At 60.2% G+C, this 19,339-nt stretch carries 13 protein-coding genes; 10 read left to right on the top strand and 3 right to left on the bottom strand.

Translation table 11 applies throughout. From position 1 onward, the window contains the following. Positions 1 to 115 precede the first annotated feature (115 nt). Positions 116 to 1,660: a DUF1549 and DUF1553 domain-containing protein gene (locus H1B37_RS25660; RefSeq protein WP_182870137.1), complete on the bottom strand. Its 1,545-nt coding sequence runs from the start codon at positions 1,658 to 1,660 to the stop codon at positions 116 to 118. 421 nt (positions 1,661 to 2,081) lie between these two features. Between H1B37_RS25660 and H1B37_RS25655 the strand changes: the two genes are divergently transcribed. Genes H1B37_RS25655 through H1B37_RS25640 form a run of 4 tightly spaced genes read left to right on the top strand, consistent with a single transcriptional unit; the run spans position 2,082 to position 9,224 of the window. Continuing rightward, entirely contained in the window at positions 2,082 to 4,757 is a 2,676-nt protein-coding gene (locus H1B37_RS25655) for a hypothetical protein (protein ID WP_182870136.1), read from the top strand. Beyond that, positions 4,754 to 5,782, top strand: coding sequence for an ABC transporter ATP-binding protein (locus H1B37_RS25650; RefSeq protein WP_220498369.1), 1,029 nt, complete (start codon positions 4,754 to 4,756; stop codon positions 5,780 to 5,782). Before H1B37_RS25655 ends, H1B37_RS25650 begins: the two co-directional genes overlap by 4 nt. After that, entirely contained in the window at positions 5,779 to 7,443 is a 1,665-nt protein-coding gene (locus tag H1B37_RS25645) for an ABC transporter permease subunit (RefSeq protein WP_182870135.1), read from the top strand. The genes H1B37_RS25650 and H1B37_RS25645 overlap by 4 nt, the downstream gene beginning before the upstream one ends. After that, the gene (locus tag H1B37_RS25640; RefSeq protein WP_182870134.1) at positions 7,443 to 9,224 is read left to right on the top strand and encodes a HEAT repeat domain-containing protein; all 1,782 of its coding nucleotides are present in this window, start codon (positions 7,443 to 7,445) and stop codon (positions 9,222 to 9,224) included. Before H1B37_RS25645 ends, H1B37_RS25640 begins: the two co-directional genes overlap by 1 nt. A 208-nt stretch (positions 9,225 to 9,432) precedes the next feature. Here the strand turns inward: H1B37_RS25640 and H1B37_RS25635 are convergent, their stop codons facing one another. After that, the gene (locus tag H1B37_RS25635) at positions 9,433 to 10,809 is read right to left on the bottom strand and encodes a hypothetical protein (protein ID WP_286178176.1); all 1,377 of its coding nucleotides are present in this window, start codon (positions 10,807 to 10,809) and stop codon (positions 9,433 to 9,435) included. A gap of 229 nt (positions 10,810 to 11,038) precedes the next feature. Further along, on the bottom strand, positions 11,039 to 12,127 hold the full coding sequence (locus tag H1B37_RS25630; protein WP_182870132.1) for a DNA glycosylase AlkZ-like family protein: 1,089 nt from the start codon (positions 12,125 to 12,127) through the stop codon (positions 11,039 to 11,041). A 157-nt stretch (positions 12,128 to 12,284) separates the two neighbouring features. Here H1B37_RS25630 and H1B37_RS25625 point away from each other — a divergent pair, with 157 nt between their 5' ends. The 6 genes from H1B37_RS25625 to H1B37_RS25600 all read left to right on the top strand — a co-directional run bounded on the left by H1B37_RS25625 (position 12,285) and on the right by H1B37_RS25600 (position 19,280). Continuing rightward, the gene (locus H1B37_RS25625) at positions 12,285 to 12,995 is read left to right on the top strand and encodes a ZIP family metal transporter (protein ID WP_182870131.1); all 711 of its coding nucleotides are present in this window, start codon (positions 12,285 to 12,287) and stop codon (positions 12,993 to 12,995) included. A 114-nt stretch (positions 12,996 to 13,109) separates the two neighbouring features. Further along, positions 13,110 to 14,309, top strand: coding sequence for a PQQ-like beta-propeller repeat protein (locus H1B37_RS25620; protein ID WP_182870130.1), 1,200 nt, complete (start codon positions 13,110 to 13,112; stop codon positions 14,307 to 14,309). 103 nt (positions 14,310 to 14,412) lie between these two features. After that, positions 14,413 to 15,534: a D-TA family PLP-dependent enzyme gene (locus H1B37_RS25615; protein WP_182870129.1), complete on the top strand. Its 1,122-nt coding sequence runs from the start codon at positions 14,413 to 14,415 to the stop codon at positions 15,532 to 15,534. A 20-nt stretch (positions 15,535 to 15,554) separates the two neighbouring features. Then, a complete protein-coding gene (locus H1B37_RS25610) occupies positions 15,555 to 16,889 on the top strand; it encodes an MFS transporter (RefSeq protein WP_182870128.1) in 1,335 nt (444 codons plus the stop codon). 337 nt (positions 16,890 to 17,226) lie between these two features. After that, a complete protein-coding gene (locus tag H1B37_RS25605) occupies positions 17,227 to 18,309 on the top strand; it encodes a dipeptidase (RefSeq protein WP_182870127.1) in 1,083 nt (360 codons plus the stop codon). 266 nt (positions 18,310 to 18,575) lie between these two features. After that, positions 18,576 to 19,280 carry a transposase gene (locus H1B37_RS25600; RefSeq protein WP_182870126.1) on the top strand — a complete coding sequence of 235 codons (705 nt, stop codon included), beginning with the start codon at positions 18,576 to 18,578 and terminating at the stop codon, positions 19,278 to 19,280. Positions 19,281 to 19,339 lie beyond the last annotated feature (59 nt).

Below are 19,339 nucleotides of genomic sequence, written 5' to 3'. Positions count from 1 at the left end.
GATAGGCTTCCAGCCTGTCAATCCGCTGTAGGATAGGCTTCCAGCCTGTCAATCCGCTGTGGGATACGCTTCCAGCCTGTCAATCCGCTGTAGTATAGGCTTCCACACCTTCTTCTCACGGACAAACAAAACACTCGGCCGTATTGAGCAAAATCCACGTCAGATCACTCAGTCGTTCCTTGAGGGGTTGCTCGGACGTTGTCTTCAAATAGGCCAGGAACTGGGCTTGTTCGGCATCGGTCGGCGGTCTTGACAGACAGGCCAAAAACAGCGTTTCGATCCGATCGGCATCGTCAAAAAACGGCGCGTCCATCGATGCGATCAGCCCGCTCTGCTGGTCCATCGTCGCGGCCAACATTTCGGGCCCGTTCATCATGCCCAGCACCTGCACGACGCCATGCGGAAAATCGCTCGGATCGGCGTCCGCGGCATCCATCCGTCTGAGAAATTCCGTCCGCGCCGTTTGTGCTCCGGCTGGACTCCCCGTTCCCATCAAGACGTTTTGCCGAAGACTGTCGAAGTACTGTGACGCCGACAGCGTTTTGATGTTCATCGCGGCAAAGGAATCCGCCGGCGGCCGCGTGGCGTCGCGGATCTCGCTGCTGCGTTGGTAGGCGTCGCTACGTGCAATCACTCGGTACAGAGCCCGCAAATCGAAGCGTTGTTCCACCAGGTAGTCGGCCAAAAACTGCAGCAGTTCGGGATGGCTGGGCGGGTGGCTGGAGTCCATGGCGTCGACCGGATCGACGATCCCACGTCCGAACAGATGCGCCCAAACACGGTTGGCGGCCGCGCGTGCGAAGTAAGGGTTGTTGCGAGAGGCCAACCAAATCGTCAATTGCCGTCGCCGAAAGTCGGTCGGATCGGTTTCAGGCGGCGACGACACGCCGGGATATCGCGGCGACATGACACGGTCCGATTCGGGAAACATCACTTCCCCGCCGCTGCGGTCCTCGATCGCTTGGCCGCCGCCACGCATGTCGGAATCGCTCAATCGAAGTTGTGCGAAGAAGGCGGCGAAGGACCAGAAGTCCTCTTGCGTCCAACGCGCATAGGGGTGGTCGTGACACTGGGCGCATTCCAATTGCACCCCCAAAAACAATCGGGACGTCGCCGCGGCCAGCTTGACCGGTTCCAGGTTTCGCGAGGTGTAAAAGATCGCCGGCCCGCGGTCACTTTTGCCGCCGGCGGTCAGGAAGCCACCGACGAGATGATCGTAGGGAGTGTTCTTGAGGAATTGTTGCCTCAACCAACCGTGCATCGCTGCCGCGTTCTCTTGATTCGGTTCGGCTGCATCGGCGGGCAACAGAAACGTGTTCCAGCGATTGGCCATGTGGTTGGCAAATCGCGCGGAATCCAGCAAGGAATCGATCAATCGATCTCGTTTGTCCGGTGCGGGGTCGGCCAGGAACGTGCGCAGCTGCCACACCGGGGGCGCGACGCCGGCGAGATCCAGCCAAACGCGTCGACAGAACTCGGCATCGCTGCTTCGTGCACTCGGTTCAATCGATGTCTGCCGCCAGGATTCGACCAGGTAGCGATCGATGGTGGCCGGCGGATCCACGAAGCGATCCCCCGTCGCCTGGTCGCACCGGGCGACGTCGGCAAATGAGAGGACGACCGCAACAACGGCGTGAACGCAAAGGAGACGCTTTATCATGGCAACCTGAGTTATACCACGTCTACGATTAACGAGCTATCAATTTAGCAATCGTCCTCCGGCCCTGATTTCAGATCAACTCTTCGCCGTACGGATGGCCATCCACACAACAAGTGTGCCGTGAATGACACCTTTTCCGCGCCGTCCCGCTTCGTTTCGTCTGGCGTTTGGTCGGCTGCATTCTCCACGTTTTCCACTGCTTGATATGGATTCGAGTCCCCGTTCACGTCGTCGCCTCAGAAAGAATGAGCTGTGAACGCTGCATCGAAAACTTCCGCCCAGAGCGCGGAAACCATCTGCAGGCCGGCATTGTAACGCGAGAATCTGACCGGAATGGTGCTGCTGGCTCGTCGGCGGTTCGCGGAGTCGTTACGATTTGACGTGACGCGGAAACACAACTCGGAAGATTGAGCGGTAGCGGATGACCCTAACAACCTTGAACGCGGCGCGGTTCAGAATCCTGGTCGGCGTTCTTGCAATCAGCAGTGCGTTGATCGTGCCGTCGGCGCGATCGTCAACCGCGAGCGCGCAGGACGAACGTGGCGAAAACACGACGGCTGCACAAACAGAAAAGCCATCGGGCATTGCCGTCACCGTCACACCGGCCGGCGTCCAACGCTTTGCCAGTGGCGGCTGGGCCTCGCTGGCCGTTGTGGGTGTCAATTACACCGACCAAGATGCCGAAGAAGTCGTCTCGGTCTTTGTCGGCGATGATCCGAACCTGCAATTTTCGACCCGCGTTTGGATCCCCGCCCACAGCAAACGCCAGTCCTGGCTGCCGATCGCGATTCCACCGAAAGAACAGATCACTGGCAACCGGGTCGACCTTTCGATGATTCGGGTAACGCAGTCGGGCGGCGGAGAGTCGTTCGGCGAGAACATCAATCAAATGCCTGTGTCCCAGCGGTCGCTGATGCTGGTGGATGACGAAATCAACACGGGTTTTTTTGCCGACCCGCCGGGATTGGTGGACACCACCGATGGCGACACCCGACGCCGGCGATTGAATCGAGTCTTGAACGCGGGGCGCGATTCGGTGACGACGGATCCGCGCGAGTTGCCGATCGTCAGTTTCCTGTCCAATTTTTTGCCGCCGACCCACGGGGCGCTGGCCGAATTGGATCAAGTCGTGATCGCCGGCGATCAATTGCAATCGGATTCCGAAGGGATCCGCGCCGTGCGACACTGGATCCGACGCGGCGGTCGGGCGTGGATCATGCTCGATCTTACCAGCCGCTCGCTGGTCGATGACTTGCTGGGCGATGATTCGGACCACAGCGTGATCGACCGTGTCGAATTGAACGATTTTGACCTGAATACGCGTGACCCGATCGGCGGATCGGCCGGTTCGACCGAGGCGTGGACTTCGGAGTCGCCGGTGGAGATGTTGCGAGTGTTGACGCCGTCAGACGAGGTGGTCTGTCGCATCGATGGTTGGCCGGTGGCGTTTTGGAAACAGATCGGCGACGGCGAAGTCTTGTTCACGACCTTGGGCGGCGCCGGCTGGGTGCACGCCGACCAACGAGCCACGTTCGCCCTGACGCAACTGTCGCGAAGGTTCTTTGAACCCAAGAACCCGCGTCGGGAATTCGTCCGCGCGATGCAACCCATCGTCGATAACCAAATCGGCTATCGAATTCCCAGCCGCACCCTGGCCGCCGTCATACTCGGGCTGAATGCTCTGGTCATCCTGGTCGGCGGCATTTGGTGGACGCGACAACGGCGACTGGAGCGCATGGCGTTTCTGGTTCCCGTCTCGGCCACCGTGACAACCGTGATCATGCTGGTGATCGGTTCGTCTCACACCGCCGCAATCCCGTCGACGGTCGCCACCGGCCAGGTCGTCCAGGTTCGAACGGAGACCGATGAAGCCGATGTGTCAACGGTTCGTGCCGTGTACACGCAACAGTCCAGCGACCTGGGGCTGGTCTCCCGCGACCAGGTGATGACGATGCCGCTTGAAGACACGGCGACCAGTGAAACCCGCCGCCTCAGCTTGGAAAACGACGGCACGAGTCGCTGGATCGGCCCGCCGCAACCGACCGGCGTCGTCCGACACTTGGTGTCCGATTCAACACTCTCACTCGGGCAGCCGATCCAGGTTCGCGGCACGTTTGATGCCGATGGATTTCGCGGAACGCTGCACGGGATCGATCCCGCCACCTGTGGTGACGCCCTGGTCGTCGCGTCGCCGGCGCCGATGACTTCGGTCGAAATCGAATCCGCGTCCACGCCAGGAATCGTCACCGCCAAGTCGTCCGATTTACTTTCGCCCGGCCAATTCATCCCCGGATCGCTGCTGACGGATCGGCAACGCACGCGTCAGGCGTTTCTGCGTGACCTGTTTGCTTCGGTCCAAGGCGACGCACCACGTCACTCGCTGGGTGATGGGCCCTCGCTGTTGCTCTGGACCGACCCGATCGATGTGGGTGTTCAATTCGCCCCCGACTTTGAACAACGTGGGGCGGCACTGGTCTCGGTCCCCATCCAAATCGACCGGCCAGAACCAGGAACCGAGTTTCGTATTCCGTCGACCTTCGTTCGCACCGACACCTATGACGGAGCGCAGGGACGTACGACGTTGTTCAATCCGCGAACCGGAAAGTGGTTGCCGGAGATGACGAAAGCCGCCGAAGCACAACTGATGTTCCGCTTTCCCGAGGCGGTCGCGGCCATGTCACTCGATCGCGTCCATGTCACGATGAAGGTGAACGCCCCCTCACGAACGCTGTTCGCCAAAGCATTGGTGGACGGACAACCCGCAAACGTCTTCAGTCGAGACAACGCGACGGGCGTGATCGAATTTACGATCGATCGCCGGGACGCCTTGCGGTTGCAAGACGACGGAGGGTTGTGGTTGGCGGTCGGCGTCACCGAGTCCACCGAAGCAAAGCAGCAGCAGACCGCCCGATCACCCACAGCCCCGTCCCAGTCGGATCCTTCCCAGTCGGACCAACTCCGACCAGACGATCCGGGTGAACGATTTGTCGACAACACCACCTGGCAAATCGATTACGTTCATCTTGATGCCGTCGCAACGATCCGCCCCGGCGATCTTCCCTCCCTAGTCGAAGCATCCGAAACAGGCTCCCAGTGACCGATCAAACACCCATCATTGAAACCGTCGATCTGACCAAGCGATACGATGAATTCACCGCCCTGGACTCGCTTTCCATCTCGGTCCACAGCGGCCAGATCCTGGGCTTCATCGGCCCCAACGGTGCCGGCAAGACGACGACGATTCGAATCCTGGTCGGGCTGCTGAAACCGACCAGCGGCTCGGCCCGCATCGCCGGAGCGGATTGTTTGACCGAATCACGCAAGATCAAACGATTGGTCGGCTACATGCCCGATGATTTCGGCAAGTACAACAACATGCGGGTCGGGGAATACCTGGACTTCTTCGGCGCCGCCTACGGGATCGGACGTCGCCAACGCGTCGTGCGGATCGATGAGGTGCTGGAGATCGCCGGCGCGACGTACATGAAGGACTTGTTCGTCGACGCGCTCAGCCGCGGGATGCAGCAACGCGTGGCGATCGCCCGGACGCTGATGCACGACCCGCAAGTGATGATCTTGGACGAACCGGCCAACGGGTTAGATCCTCAAGCACGAATCGACATGCGATCGATGCTGCTGCGACTGGCGGACATGGGCAAGACCTTGATCGTCACCAGCCACATCCTGCCCGAACTGGCGCGGGTGTGCGACATCGTTGCGATGATCACCAAGGGGCGACTGCGGGCCTTCGGGACGCTGGACGAAATCATGCGGGACATTCAACAGCGACGCACCTTCGAGATCCAGTTGGTCGACCACGATCAAGTCGACCGCGTGGCGGGGTTGGTGGAAAACTGGTCGCGCGAAATGAATCACTCGTCCGAAGTGACCGGGGCAAAAACCGAATCGATGGTTCGGTTCACAACCGAATTGAATGACCGCGAAATCACGCCGCTGTTGACCCACCTGGTCGGATCGGGCGAAGCGATCGCCCAATTCCGCGAGGTCCCCACGGACCTGGAGGACGCTTTTTTATCGGTCGCCGGCCAAAGCCACGACGATGATCAAGCGAAGGAGCAAATTACATCGGAGCAGGCGGCATCGGAGCAGGCGGCATCATGAGTTCAGCATTCAACCCGGTCGTGCAGCGAGAGTTTTTCGGCATCGTCCGCTCGCCCAAAGCCTTTGCGACACTGTTGGCGTTGACGATCACGTTTTCGATCGCCGTGCTGATGCGATGGCCCACCGATGCGACCGTCGACCTCAGCGGCATCCAGTCGATCCAGGTGTTCCGCGTGTTTGGCTATGGCTTGCTGGCCGGCGTCGTGTTTCTGGTGCCGGCCTTTCCCGCCACCTCGATCGTCAACGAAAAAAACGCCGGCACGTTGGCGCTGTTGTTGAATTCGCCGCTCAGTCCGTTGTCGATTTATCTGGGCAAGCTCGCCGGGGTCTTGTTGTTCGCGATGCTGGTGTTGTTGGCCAGTTTGCCGGGGGCGGCGGCCTGTTATGCGATGGGAGGGATCGACCTGCGCGAGGGCCTGGGGCTGTTCTATTTCGTGTTGCTGTTGCTGGTGTTTCAATACGCGACCTTGGGAATGTTGATCAGCAGCTATGTCCAATCGGCCGACGCCGGCGTGCGATTGACCTACGCGGTGCTATTCGCCCTGTTCTTTTTGACACTCGTTCCCGACGCGTTTTTTCCCGGCGGTTCTGGCGTGATGGGAACCATCGCCCAGTGGGCGCGTTACCTGTCGCCGGTGCCCGTGGTGATGCAAATCATGGGACAGGGCGGACTCGGGTCTCGCGGGCTGATGGAATCGCCGGGCAATTTGCAATTCATCATCGTCACACTGGTCAGCAGTCTGGTGTTCGCCGGCATCACGATCGGCAGGTTGAACTACCGGATCTTTGACCAATCGCGGGCCAAGGGCGTGATCACTGACGACCGTGGATTGACGGCACGACTGCTGCGGCGATTTCTGTTCATCGTCGATCCGCAGCGCCGCAAACCCGGCATCCCCTGGTACCTGAACCCGGTGATGGTCAAGGAGTTTCGTTGTCGTCGCTTCGGCCGATCGCAATGGCTGTTTCGTCTGGTCGCCGTCTGCGCCGTGGTCTCCATGGTGTTGACCTTTGCCGCCGCGACCAGCGTGACGTCGTGGGGCACGGAAACCATCGGCGGGTTGATGGTGATCTTGCAAGTCGTGCTGATCGTCGTGATGACGCCCAGTTTGACCTCGGGGCTGATCAGCGGCGAACGCGACGGCGGCGGTTGGGAACTGTTGCGGTTGACCCCGTTGTCGTCGCTGAAAATTGTGCGTGGCAAACTCCTCAGTGTGCTCTGGACGCTGTTGTTGGTCTTGATGGCCACGCTGCCGGGCTATCTGGTGATGATCTATATCCAACCTCAAATGTGGTACCAGGTCAATTTGGTTTTGGTCTGTCTGGCGTGGACCGTCGTTTACACCCTGGCGGCCAGTGCGGCCATCGGCAGTCTGTTTCGCTACACGGCGGTCGCGACCACGGTCACCTACGTCGTCGTCATGACACTGTTCTTGATCCCGCTTCTGGTTTGGCTGGGACGCGGTGCCCCGTTCGGTTTCGAATTGGTGCAGCGTGTGTTGTTGATCAATCCGGTCGGCGCGGCGCTCAGCGTGATCGAAACGCCGGGGTTTGAAAATTACGATTTGTTGCCCGACGCCTGGTACGTCGCCGGCGGATTCTCTGCTTTCATGTTCTTGGTCTTTGGTTTACAAGTATGGCGTCTCACTCGTCCCGTCTAATGGCCGGCCTCACGATGATTGCCGGACTGGCGGCGTTCACGTTGATCGGCGTTGATTGCAGATTTACCAGTGCCGCCGAACCGGTGTCCTCGATCCTGGACGTGGATGACGTCATGGGAACCGATCCCACGTTCCCTTACCGGGAAACGCAACTCGTCATTTCCAACGACGCGATCCCACTGTGGATCGAGGCCCTCGGCAAGCCCAACGCTCAACTTCAGCGGGTCACGGCCGACACGATCGCCATCGCCCACCGCCGTGGGATGGACGGCATCGACGCCGCCCTGCCCGCATTGGTCGGCCTGGCCGAACAAAATGATTTGGCCCCGTCAGTTCGGCGCGCGGTCGTGCGCACGTTGATCGAATTGGACGCCCGCGATCAAGCTCCATTGCTGACCGCGCTGGCCGATCAACACGGCCCGGCAATTTCCACACTCGTCGAACCGGCACTGGTCCGGTGGAAGTCGCCAGAATTGTCAACCCAATGGCTGGAACGACTCCGCGATCCCGGCTCGCCACGGCAATCACTGGTCACCGCCATCGGTGGAATCGGGGCCCTGCGATTGCAAGACGGATCGGATTTGCTGGATCGTTACGTCCGTGACACGACGCAGCCCCCTGGAATCCGGCTGGCCGCGGCGCGGTCACTCGGTCAAATCGCCGATTCGGGACTCGTTCCACTGGCCAGCGGCCTGATCGGCCAGAATGACGGAGCCTTGGTCGCAGACTTGTTGGCCATCGCCCTGATGAGTCGACATACGGATTCCGACGCGATCGAGCTGCTGCGGTCGATGATGGACCGCGAAAGCACCGCCGTGCAATCCGAAGCACTGCGACGGCTCTACGAAATCGACGGCAACTTGGTGCTGGAATTCGTCGATCAAGCGGTCGCCAGCCCCGACGTCAACGTCCGCCGCACCGCGGCACAGGCGCTGATCGACAGCGAAGATGCGTCGCGCATCGCTCCCTTGGCGACGCTGCTGGACGACGTCAACCCGGGACTTCGCCGGCACCTCGCCGCCGCCTTGTTTGATCTCGCCCAAACGCCCGAGCTGCGCGACGAAGTGATCGCCCAAGCGTCGGGCGTGCTCGACCGAGATTCCTGGCGTGGCTGCGAACAAGCCGCCCGCGTCCTGATCAGCTTGGACCACAAACCGGCCGGGGACCGGCTGGTCGATCTGCTGCGGCACCCCCGCGGCGAAGTGATGGTGACTGCCGGTTGGGGGCTGCGTCGATTCGGGGAAAAGCGGCATCTGCCGGCCATGCTCGGACGCGCGACCGAGATCCACCAGCAATTCAAAACACGTCAACTGACCGCGAATTCGCCCGGCGTGGTGGATCTGATGTCTCAGCTGTTCCAAGCCTTCGGAGAAATGGAATACCACGAAGCCGACCAGCTGGTTCGGGCGTATGTACCGCGCAGTTTCACACTCGGCGAACGGGCGCGGACCGCCGCGTCGTGGTGCGTCGGGTTTCTGTATCCCGATCAGGCGCCCGAGGATCTGGTCCAGATGCTTGTCGAACGACTCAATGACGTCGAATCACTGGAGCCGGAATACGGGTCGGTGCGAGCGATGTGTGCGCAAAGCCTGGGACGGATGAAGGCGGAAGCCGCGCTGCCGGACCTGCGCCGGTTCGCGACCGATTTCGGAGGCGAAGTCAGTTTCTCGTGCCACTGGGCGATCCAGCAGATCACCGGACAATCATCGCCACCGTCGATGCCGCCGGTCGTGATCGATTACGACGACTGGTTCCTGAGGCCGATTTCCGCCGAGGAGTGAAACGGGTGGGGCAAAACGATGAGGGCAAGACAATGAGAAGGCAGAATGATGGGGGGCAGAATGATGATCGCTGGGGAACGCCTCGTTGACGTAGCTACGCTCGCCAGAGCGTGGAATAGGCCTGGGATCCACCTTCTGGCGAAGGTAGCTACGCTTGAACGACGATTCACGATTTTTGTTACACGGTGATCGAGACAAAGAAAGCCTGTCAGCCCAGCGCGAGCCGGCTGGACCCTTTGGCGAGGTCCAGACAAACCATCAGCTTGCCATCGGAGTGGGCAAACGTGCCGCTTTCCAATCGTGACATCGATGCCACTTCTTTTAGCGGGACCGGTTTCCCGGCGTGAGTCAGCGAGGGAGCTTTCGTGATCGGCATGGCGTTCATCGATATGGTGAAATCCTGGCACGCCAAGGGGGCATCGATGGCGATCGTGTCGGCGTCGCGTTGCGTCAGCGTCGTCATTTCCTTTGCCGCCCAGTAGCGTCCGATTTCGCTGACCTTCATCCACAGCGTCTGGTCGCCGAAGCGTGAGGCGAGCGACGTGACCACGCGTTTGAATGCCTCGAATCCCGATTTGGTGCCGTTGCAATACATGCCCGGCCAATGGCACAGCATCACCGCCGGTTCCCCGCGCTCGATCAGTTCCACCATCCGCCCCGAGCTGGCGTCTGGGGTGCAGTAGCGATCCGGTTGTGATTCCTTGACGCCTTCCCAGCTGCCGAACCAATCGCCCGTGCCGGCGGGGACGTTCATCGTCAAATTGGACAGGGTTTTCTGGCCGTCGAATTCCAACCGAGGTGCCGTCGATTCATCGCCGTTTTTGACGTACTTAAAGTAGTGCGGCAGCTCGCTTCCATACACGTCACGCACCGCCTGGCCGACCGCGATCGGCAGTTTGTCTTTGACGCGGTTTCCGAATCCGCCCGGTGTGGTGATGCCATCGCAATGCAGTCCGCAATTCTTCAGGATCCGAAGCGCGTACGCTAGGTAGGCGGTCAAATGGTCGGTGCTGATATCGGTTTGCGGATAACTGTTTTCCATCGTCCCCGAATGGACCTCCTGCATCGGCCGGCCGGTCTTCAGATCGATCACCCGCGTATGCGTGATCATTTCCGGATGGATGTCCCAGTGCGGCATCATCAGGTCGCGGACAAGTGCCAGACTGTCATCCAACTCCTTTCGCGACCATCCCGGTAACGTGCGATCCAGCCATCCGACGCAAGCGGGATAGGGCACGATGCTGTACTTGCCTTTCACACCGTGCTGGGCACACCACTCACCGAACTCGCGGACAAACCGATCGGGAATCTCTCGCGGCCAATCACGCCACGGTTGCTTGTAGGTGTCCCGATCCGGCCAGGCGTGGGCGAATTGCGGCATGCAAAAATGCCCCATGTTCACTAGGCATGTCGAGTCGTCGATGATGAACGACAACGGGACGCGTCCGCGAGGGTTGAGGACGCGAATGGTTTGGTTTGACGTTGCAGGCTTGTCCGCATAGGCCGCATCAAACGGATTCATTGCCGCCAGCCCGCTCAACGAAGCGGCGGAGAGTTGCAGTGCAGCGCGTCGGTTGAGGTTCATCAAAGAATCCATGCCAATTTTGGTGAATCGAGAGTCGTCATGTCGACAGGTGCCAGGCCAACTATAACAGTCTCTCGCATGGATTTCTCTCCTGCCACGCCATCATTCTGCCATCTCATCATTCTGCCTTCCCATCGGGCCGCTCGCTCACGCTTCCCGCTGGCATTTCCCTCCCCATCGTTTTGCCCCCATCGTTTTGCCCCAACCACCCCATAACACGACGACGACGTCACCCCTCAATCTCCCACGCCCCACTATCCAAACCCAAGAACCTTGCCATTGCCTCCACCTCCGCCTCGGCTTGCAATCGGAACACTTTCTGCCGAGGACGTTTGTCCGCGTATCCGAATTGCACATTCAAACGATCGTCGCTGACGTTCGCGTTGGCCCAGCCGATCACTTGATCGCGCCACAGCACCGGCATGGCGTAATAGCCTCGAATCCGTTTCGCCGCCGGCACGTAGGCTTCGAATCGATAGTCCCATCCCCACAGCTGTTGGAATCTCGCCCGATCTCGCACCAAGGGGTCAAAGGGAGCCAGAATCCGAACCCGTTCGGGAACCTCGTCGCTTAACCAGTCCTCTCGCCTCCACAGATACGTCACCCCCGCGACGTCCACTTCGTCGAGCTGTCCATCTTCAACCAACGACTCAACGACCGCCACACGCTCTCGCCGCGTCGGCAGCAGATGGTTGTGGCTGCGCAGCTCCGCGACCAGCATTGATGGGGTCGCGGCGCCGAACACAGATGCCGTGGTCAGGACAAGTCGCCGATAACGCTCGGTCGGATCCGCCGGTTGATCGCCACGATCCTCGGACACCTGATAAACGCGAATCCCTTTCTCGCGGCGAACCACTCGCAAGTGCCCGTGATGATGAAGTTGGTCCAGGATCCGCTTGGTTTGCTTGGACTTGCCGCCCCAATAGTTCTGGACGCTTTTACGTCCGAACCGCTCATCCAGTCCCCGCGGATGCACCTCGCCCAACTCCGCCACCGCGTCGAGGACCTCGCGTTCCAGCTTTTTCAGTTTCCGGTGCGGGCGCCAGCGCAGATCTCTCCAAACCGCGGGCGTCATGAACCCGTACGCAAACAGATAGCCTTCCTCCGCGTCCAGTTCGGGAAACCTCTCCTCCAACTCTCCGGCGACGTACCCGGCTACACGCTGCCGAAGCATCAAGTCCTGAGCCCGCGCCGGACACCGAATCGGATCGGCCTGGACGAACTGCATCGAATCCATCGCATCGGCCAAGCGATTAAAAAACGGAAAGGAACCGGCCACCACGCGTCTCCTGAACGCACTCAAACCCAAACGTTTCACCGTCAACCTTTCCTGGGTAAATTGCTATTTAAAAGATAGTCCGCCAACTGAGTTTAGGACAATCGTCGCAAACCGTGACGTTTGCCGCGTCGGTCCCACCGTGGTTGGTCGGCCGGGCCACGAGGCTTCTGTTTACCCCGCAACTGATCATTTGCCAATGGATCCGATCACTCAATTAATTCTCTGCACCGCGATTGCAGGCGGGGCGATACCCCTGGGGGGCGTTATCGCATCGTTCGAAAATATCCGTCCTCGGTGGCTTGAGGAGGAATTCCGTCACACCGTGATCGCATTCGGCGGTGGTGCCCTGCTTTCGGCCGTTGCGTTGGTGCTGATTCCCCATGGCACCGAACTGATCGCGACCTGGGAAACGGTGACCGCCTTTGCCGCCGGGGGACTGTGTTTTTGGGGATTGCAGATCCTGCTTGACCGCAGCCAATCGTCGGCGTCGCAGCTTGTTGCAATGCTGTCCGACTTTGTGCCAGAGGTCATCGCTCTCGGAGCGGTCATCTCGGGCGGCAAAAGTGGCGCGATTTTGCTGGCGGTGATCATCACGCTGCAAAACCTGCCCGAGGGGTTCAATGCGTTCCGAGAGCTTCGCAGCGGCGGGATGACGTCGCGAAAAATCTTGTTTTGGTTCACGGTCGCAGCGGTACTCGGGCCACTGTTGGGCTTCTCGGGATATCATTTGCTTGCCGATGAACCCAGGATTCTCGGCTGGATGCAGGTCTTCGCCGCCTCAGGGATTCTCTATTTGGTGTTCGAGGACATCGCCCCCCAAGCGACGTTGAAAAACAGCAGTTTCCCGCCGTTGGGAGCCGTGTTTGGCTTTTTATTGGGGCTGTTCGGAAAGCTGTTGGAAGGCTGACCGCGGGGCGTTGCTCTGGTTTTGCGAATCGGATGCATTTCAACTACGTTGTCTCGACTCCATGACATTGTCTTTACCAGGCTGATCGCAACTATGCCCTTGTACCGATTTTCTGTGCCCGGATTGTTTCTGTTCGTTCTGTTCCTCGGCGCGTTGAACTGCGCCGCCGAGGACTGGTTCCGTTGGCGCGGCCCCGACGGGGACGGCATCTCTCGCGAAACCGATTGGAAATGCGATTGGACCGACGGGGCGCCTGACATCGCCTGGTCCCGTTCGGTCGGCACCGGGTTTTCATCGGTGGTGGTCAAAGACGGACGAGTCTTCACGCTCGGGCATGTCGACGACCAGGACATCGTCTATTGCATCAACGCCGCCGACGGAGAAGTCGTTTGGACGTTCAACTATCCCGCGGAACTGGACGACCGCGACTTCGAAGGCGGCCCGATCTCGACGCCGACCGTCGACGGTGACCGCGTCTACGTCATGGGGCGGGCCGGAGAGTTGTTCTGTTTGCAGATCTCCGATGGCTCCAAATTGTGGGGCATCAATGTCGCGGACGAGGCCGAGGTGCGGTTGCCCGGTTGGGGCTTCTCCGCCGCTCCGTTGGTGATTAGCGATCGGCTGTTGCTGAATGTCGGCGAGTCCGGTGTTCTGGTGGACAAACACAGCGGTGACCTGATCTGGAGTTCCGACGATCGTGAGTGCGGGTACGCATCTCCCGTGTTGATTCCAGGCTCCGATCTAACCGCCGCCGTGATCGCATCTGGAAAGGCCTTCATCGGGGTGGACGTCCAATCGGGGGAACAGCTTTGGGCGGAGCGTTGGTTGACCAGTTTTAATTGCAATGCCGCCGACCCGATCTTTCACGACGGCAAGATGTTTCTTTCGTCAGGATACAACCGCGGCGCGGCGCTGTTCGACATCAGCGGCAAGACGCCCGAGTTGATTTGGAAATCGAAAGAGATGAAGAATCAGATTCACACTTCGATTCTGTACCAAGGCTTCCTGTATGGCATCGACGGCGACATGGAAACCGGCGCGCGATTGCGCTGCATGGACTGGGCGACCGGCGAAGTCCGTTGGTCGGTCGACGACCTGCGGCCCGGAGGCCTGGCGATGGCCGATGGCAAGCTGTTGTTGCTGACCGAACCGGGCGAATTGATCATCGCCCCGGCAACCCCCGACGGCTGGGAGCCGATTGCCCGCGGGCAAGTCCTGGACGGAAAAAGCTGGACCTCCCCCGTCCTGTCCGGCGGCCGCATCTTCTGCCGAAGCATCCAAGGCCAACTCGTCTGCGTCGACTGCCGCGACTAGAATAGCGGTGCCCCATTGCCAGCCATCCCCCGTTCTTTCCCACCTCCCACCTCCCAACTCCCAACTCCCCCACCCCACCCGGCGAACCCGAAAGAACGAATTGATGCCGTCCTGGTACGAACTTGAAAACGCAGACGAGATCCCTTCCCCCACCCTGCTGATCTATCCCGACCGCGTGCGTGCGAATCTTCAGCGCATGGTCGCTTGGGGCGGCGCCAAACGATTGCGGCCCCATGTCAAAACGCACAAATTGCCGCAGATCGTTGAGATGAAACTGCAGGCGGGGATCGACAAATTTAAAACATCCACGATCGCGGAATCGGAGATGACGGCGGCGGCCGGCGGACGGGACGTCTTGCTCGCGTACCAGCCCGTCGGTCCCAACATCGGGCGACTGATGGAGTTGATTCGGGCGTTTCCCGAGACGACGTTTTCAACGATCGTCGACGACATCGGCGTGGCCCAAGGGCTCGCGGCGGAAGCCGAGGCCTGCGAAGTCACGGTGGATGTGTTGATCGATCTGAACGTCGGGATGAATCGCACGGGGATCCTGCCTGGCGAGGGGGCAGCGGCACTGTACCGTTTCATCGATGCGGCCAAGGGGCTTTGCGCCGCGGGGCTGCACGCCTACGACGGTCACATCCACGACACCGATGAAGCGTTGGTGCGGCGTCAGATCACCGAAGCATTTCAGCCGGTTTTGGACTTGCGGCGTTCACTGCGGGCCGAGGGGTTGGCGGTGCCGAAGGTCGTCGGCTGCGGCACGGTGTCGTCCAGGATCCTGGTGGCCGAACAGGGTTCGGAAGCCGGGGAAGCGATCGAGGTCAGCGCGGGCACGTCGGTGCTGTGGGATGCCGGGCAACCGACGTTCAGCCCGCCGATGCAGATCGATCAAGCCGCCGTCCTATTGGCCCGCGTGATCAGCCGCCCCGCCCCAGGAACACTCTGCATCGACTTGGGCCACAAAGCCGTCGCATCGGAGATGCAGCCTCCGCGTGTGACCTTCTTCGGACTCGAGGATGCGACCGCGGTGGGGCACAGCGAAGAACATTTGGTGCTGCACACTGACCGCGCCGATGCGTTTCCGGTCGGCACGGTGTTGTACGGGATTCCCACGCACATCTGCCCCACCGTCGCGTTGCACAGCGAAGTGTGGTGCGTCCGCCAAGGCCGCGCGGTCGAGCGGTGGCCGGTCGTCGCAAGAACGCGGCGGATCACGATCTGATGGATTCCAGCGAGCAACCTATGGTTTCGGACTCTCGGGCAAGCCGATCGGTCGCGGATCCCACGTCGGTGCGAAAGCGGATCATCGCCGTCAGCGTGTTGATGGCGTTCATGTTGTATTTGGATCGCGTCTGTCTTGGCGAGATCGTCAAAAGCGATTCGTTTTTGAACGATTTTAAAGGGGCCTCGCGCGAGCAAATCGGTGATGTCCTGGGGGCGTTCTTTTTCGCTTACGCACTGTTTCAAGTGCCCTCGGGTTGGGCCAGCGATCGGTTCGGCGGACGAATCATGCTGACGTTTTACATTCTGGCCTGGTCGCTGCTGACCGGATTGACCGGAATGGGGACGACGCTGGGCGGATTGTTGCTCGCACGGTTGGCCTTCGGCGTCGCCCAAGCCGGCGCCTATGCGACCAGCAGCGGCGTGATCCGAAACTGGTTCCATTTCCGCGCCCGGGCCCAAGCCAGTTCGTTTGTTTCGATCGGCGGACGACTCGGCGGCACCCTGGCACCGTTTTTGACGACGGCGCTCGTCTACCAGCTCAGCAGTTGGCGGTACGTGCTGTACCTCTATTGCCTGGTCGGCTTGATCGCCGCGATCGCCTATTACGTGATCGTGCGAAATCGGCCCGAAGAACACGCCGGGGTCAACGAGGCCGAGCTGGAATTGATCGGCCGCGCGGACGGACCGGGCGCTGGCGCTGCGGCAACGACGAACCTGCGCGACGTCGGTCCGATGATGGTCGCGATTCTCAAAAGTCGCTCGCTGTGGCTGAACTCACTGGCCCAGTTTTGTCTGGTGTTCGGTTGGGCGTTTCTGATCACTTGGCTGCCGACGTTTTTGAAAGAGGAACGCAACGTCGAAGCGTTGCTGGGATCGCTGATGGTCACCGGCGTGTTGGCGATCGCGATTCCCGGTCAGTTGATCGGCGGCTGGTTGGGCAATCACGCGGTTGAGCGGCTGGGGCATCGCTGGGGGCGGATCGTGCCGCTGAGCGTGACGTGCGGTGTGGCCGGCCTGGCGTACCTGGGTTGCTTGAGTTATCAGTCGGTTTGGTGGGTCGTCGCATGTTGTGCGTTGGTGTCGTTGATGACCGACATCGGCAACCCATCGGTGTGGGCGTTCATGCAGGACGTGGGCGGAAAAAACACGGCCGCCGTGTTCGGTTGGGGCAACATGTGGGGCAATTTCGGCGCCGCGGCCAGTTCGATGGTGGTGCCGCGCTTGATGACCCTGGGTGAAGCATCCGGCAGCGGCGAAACCTATGTGTTCCTGACCTGCGCGGGCATGTATTTTCTGGCCGCGATCGCCGTGCTGGGAACCGACGCGACCCGCCAAGTGCGGCGGGCGGACTAGGCTTTGTCCCTCAACCCGTAGCGGAAGCCGCCAAGGCTTTCGACTCGCAGCAGTCCACACGGGAAACGCCGAAATTCTTGGCGAATTCCGCTACCACATTCGACCCTTGCCGGGTTTAGGGACAAAGCCTGGTGCATCGGCGCTTCGATAGAGCCAATTTTCCTGCCTCCAAAATCTTCCTCCCTCTCCATCGGGTGATCATGTCTGTTAGCGTTAGCGGCGACCAAGCCAGGGATGGCAGAATGATACGGGGCAGAATGATGGGGTGCGTGACAGCGCACGCGCTCGTGCTGTTCGCTTTCCCACGATGACTCCCACCACCCGCCCTAGGCCAACCATGAAATTGATCTTTGACGCCCACCTGGACCTCAGCTTGAACGCTCTGGAATGGAACCGAGACCTGCGGCGACCGGTGTCTGAAATCCGTGCCGCCGAAGCGGCGTTGCCCGAGCGGATGGCGGGGCAAGCGGCCGGCGTCGTTTCGCTCTGTGACATGCGTCGCGGCGGCATCGGACTCTGTGTCGCGACCCAGATCGGCGGCTGCATGAAACCGCGATCGTTCGTCGCCAACTGGGAATCGCCGTCACAAGCGTGGGCGATGACGCAGGGGCAACTGGCCTGGTATCGCGAGATGGAACGGCAAGGCGAAATGGTCCAGGTGGCCGATCTGCCTGGGCTGGAACGCCATCTGCAGCGTTGGGCCGATCCCGATGCGGCTGCCGAAACGAAACAACCGATCGGTTACGTTTTGTCCCTGGAAGGTGCCGATTCGATCGTCACCCTGGATCATTTGGATCGGGCTTGGGAGTACGGGTTGCGTGCACTGGGGCCGTCGCACTACGGCGTGGGACGCTACGCGATGGGACACGATGTCCAGGGGGATTTGCCGCCGCAGGGACGGGAACTGATTCGGCGGATGGATCAATTGGGCATGATCCTTGACGTGACGCACTTGAATGAAACCTGTTTTTGGCAAGCCTTGGAAATCTTCGGCGGACCGATCTGGGCCAGCCACCAAATGTGTCGCAGCCTGGTCGACGATCCCAGGCAGTTCACCGACGATCAAATCAAAGCGGTGATCGATCGCGGCGGCGTTCTGGGGGCGGCGTTTGATGTCTGGATGGTCGTGCCGGGATTCGTCCGCGGTCAATCGCATCCCAAAGAGATGAACATCACGCTGGAAGACATCGCCGACCACATCGACCACGTTTGCCAGTTGGCCGGCAATGCGAATCACTGTGGGTTGGGCAGCGATTTAGACGGGGGTTATGGAAACGAACAATGCCCCTGTGACGTCGACACGATCGCCGACCTGCAGAAACTCGAGGGGCTGCTCGCCGGGCGGGGTTACACCGAAGCCGACTTGACCGCGATCTTTCATGACAACTTCCTCCGCGTGCTGCGGGAGGCTTGGGGCTGAGTCAGGTCTTCATAACCGACCTCTATCCTTTAGACATACAATCGACGTCCCAAGCGAGAGGTCTAAGTCGGCAGCTTGTGCAAGTGACCAGCCCAAGTATGGTCGACGTCGGACTCATGACTGGGAGCGAATTCGGCGTCGCAAGAAAGGTTTTCTGGGTGTGTCGCTCGCGAAGTACCTGGAAGAGAAGAAGAGAAAAAGGTGTCAGGACTCTTTTTCGGTGCGCTCGTGCTGATTTCGGTCGCTGAGTGCGGTAGACTGGCTGCATGGGACGACCAAAACGCGCCGATGAAGCGGGCGGGATCTACCACGCCCTGAACCGAGGAAATGCCAAGGCCGACATCTTCCATAAACCAGAAGACTTCGATGCCTTCGAGCGGATTCTTGCTGAGGGGCTGGAACTCTACCCCTGTCAGATCCTCGCCTATCAGCTGATGGACAATCACTGGCACTTCGTGCTCTCGCCCACCGAAGACGGTGGCATGAGCCAGTTTCTAGGCTGGGTCACGTTGACCCACACAATGCGGACCCATGCGCACTACGGAACCTCCGGAGAAGGCCACGTCTACCAAGGACGGTTTAAGAGCTTTCCGGTGGAAAGCGACGAGCACTTCTTGACCGTCTGCCGATACGTCGAACGCAACGCGTTGCGTGCTGAGATGGTCGATCGGGCGGAAGATTGGAAATGGGGATCCCTCTCGCGCTGGCTCTCTAAACCTGAGCGAGAACCGAAGCTTCTTTCGCCCTGGCCGATGGCCAGATTGCCGCGTTGGTGTGAGTGGGTGAATGAACCGTTGTCCAAAGACGAACTCAAAGCAGTCCGCTGGTGCGTCAAGCGGGGCAGTCCCTATGGTACAGAGACCTGGGTAGAATCCATTGCAAGACGCCTCGATCTCGAATCCACGCTTCGTCCCCGCGGACGCCCCAAAAAACGCAAGCCGGCCGACGTGCAAGCTCGAAAAGAGTCCTGACACCTTTTTCTTGTCCTGACACCTTTTTCTTGTCCTGACACCTTTTTCTTGTCCTGACA

This window comes from Stieleria mannarensis, from assembly GCF_014154935.1.
Lineage (GTDB): Bacteria > Planctomycetota > Planctomycetia > Pirellulales > Pirellulaceae > Stieleria > Stieleria mannarensis.
The sequence above is the reverse complement of the archived record's forward strand: the minus strand, read 5'-3'. Positions and strand labels throughout refer to the sequence as shown.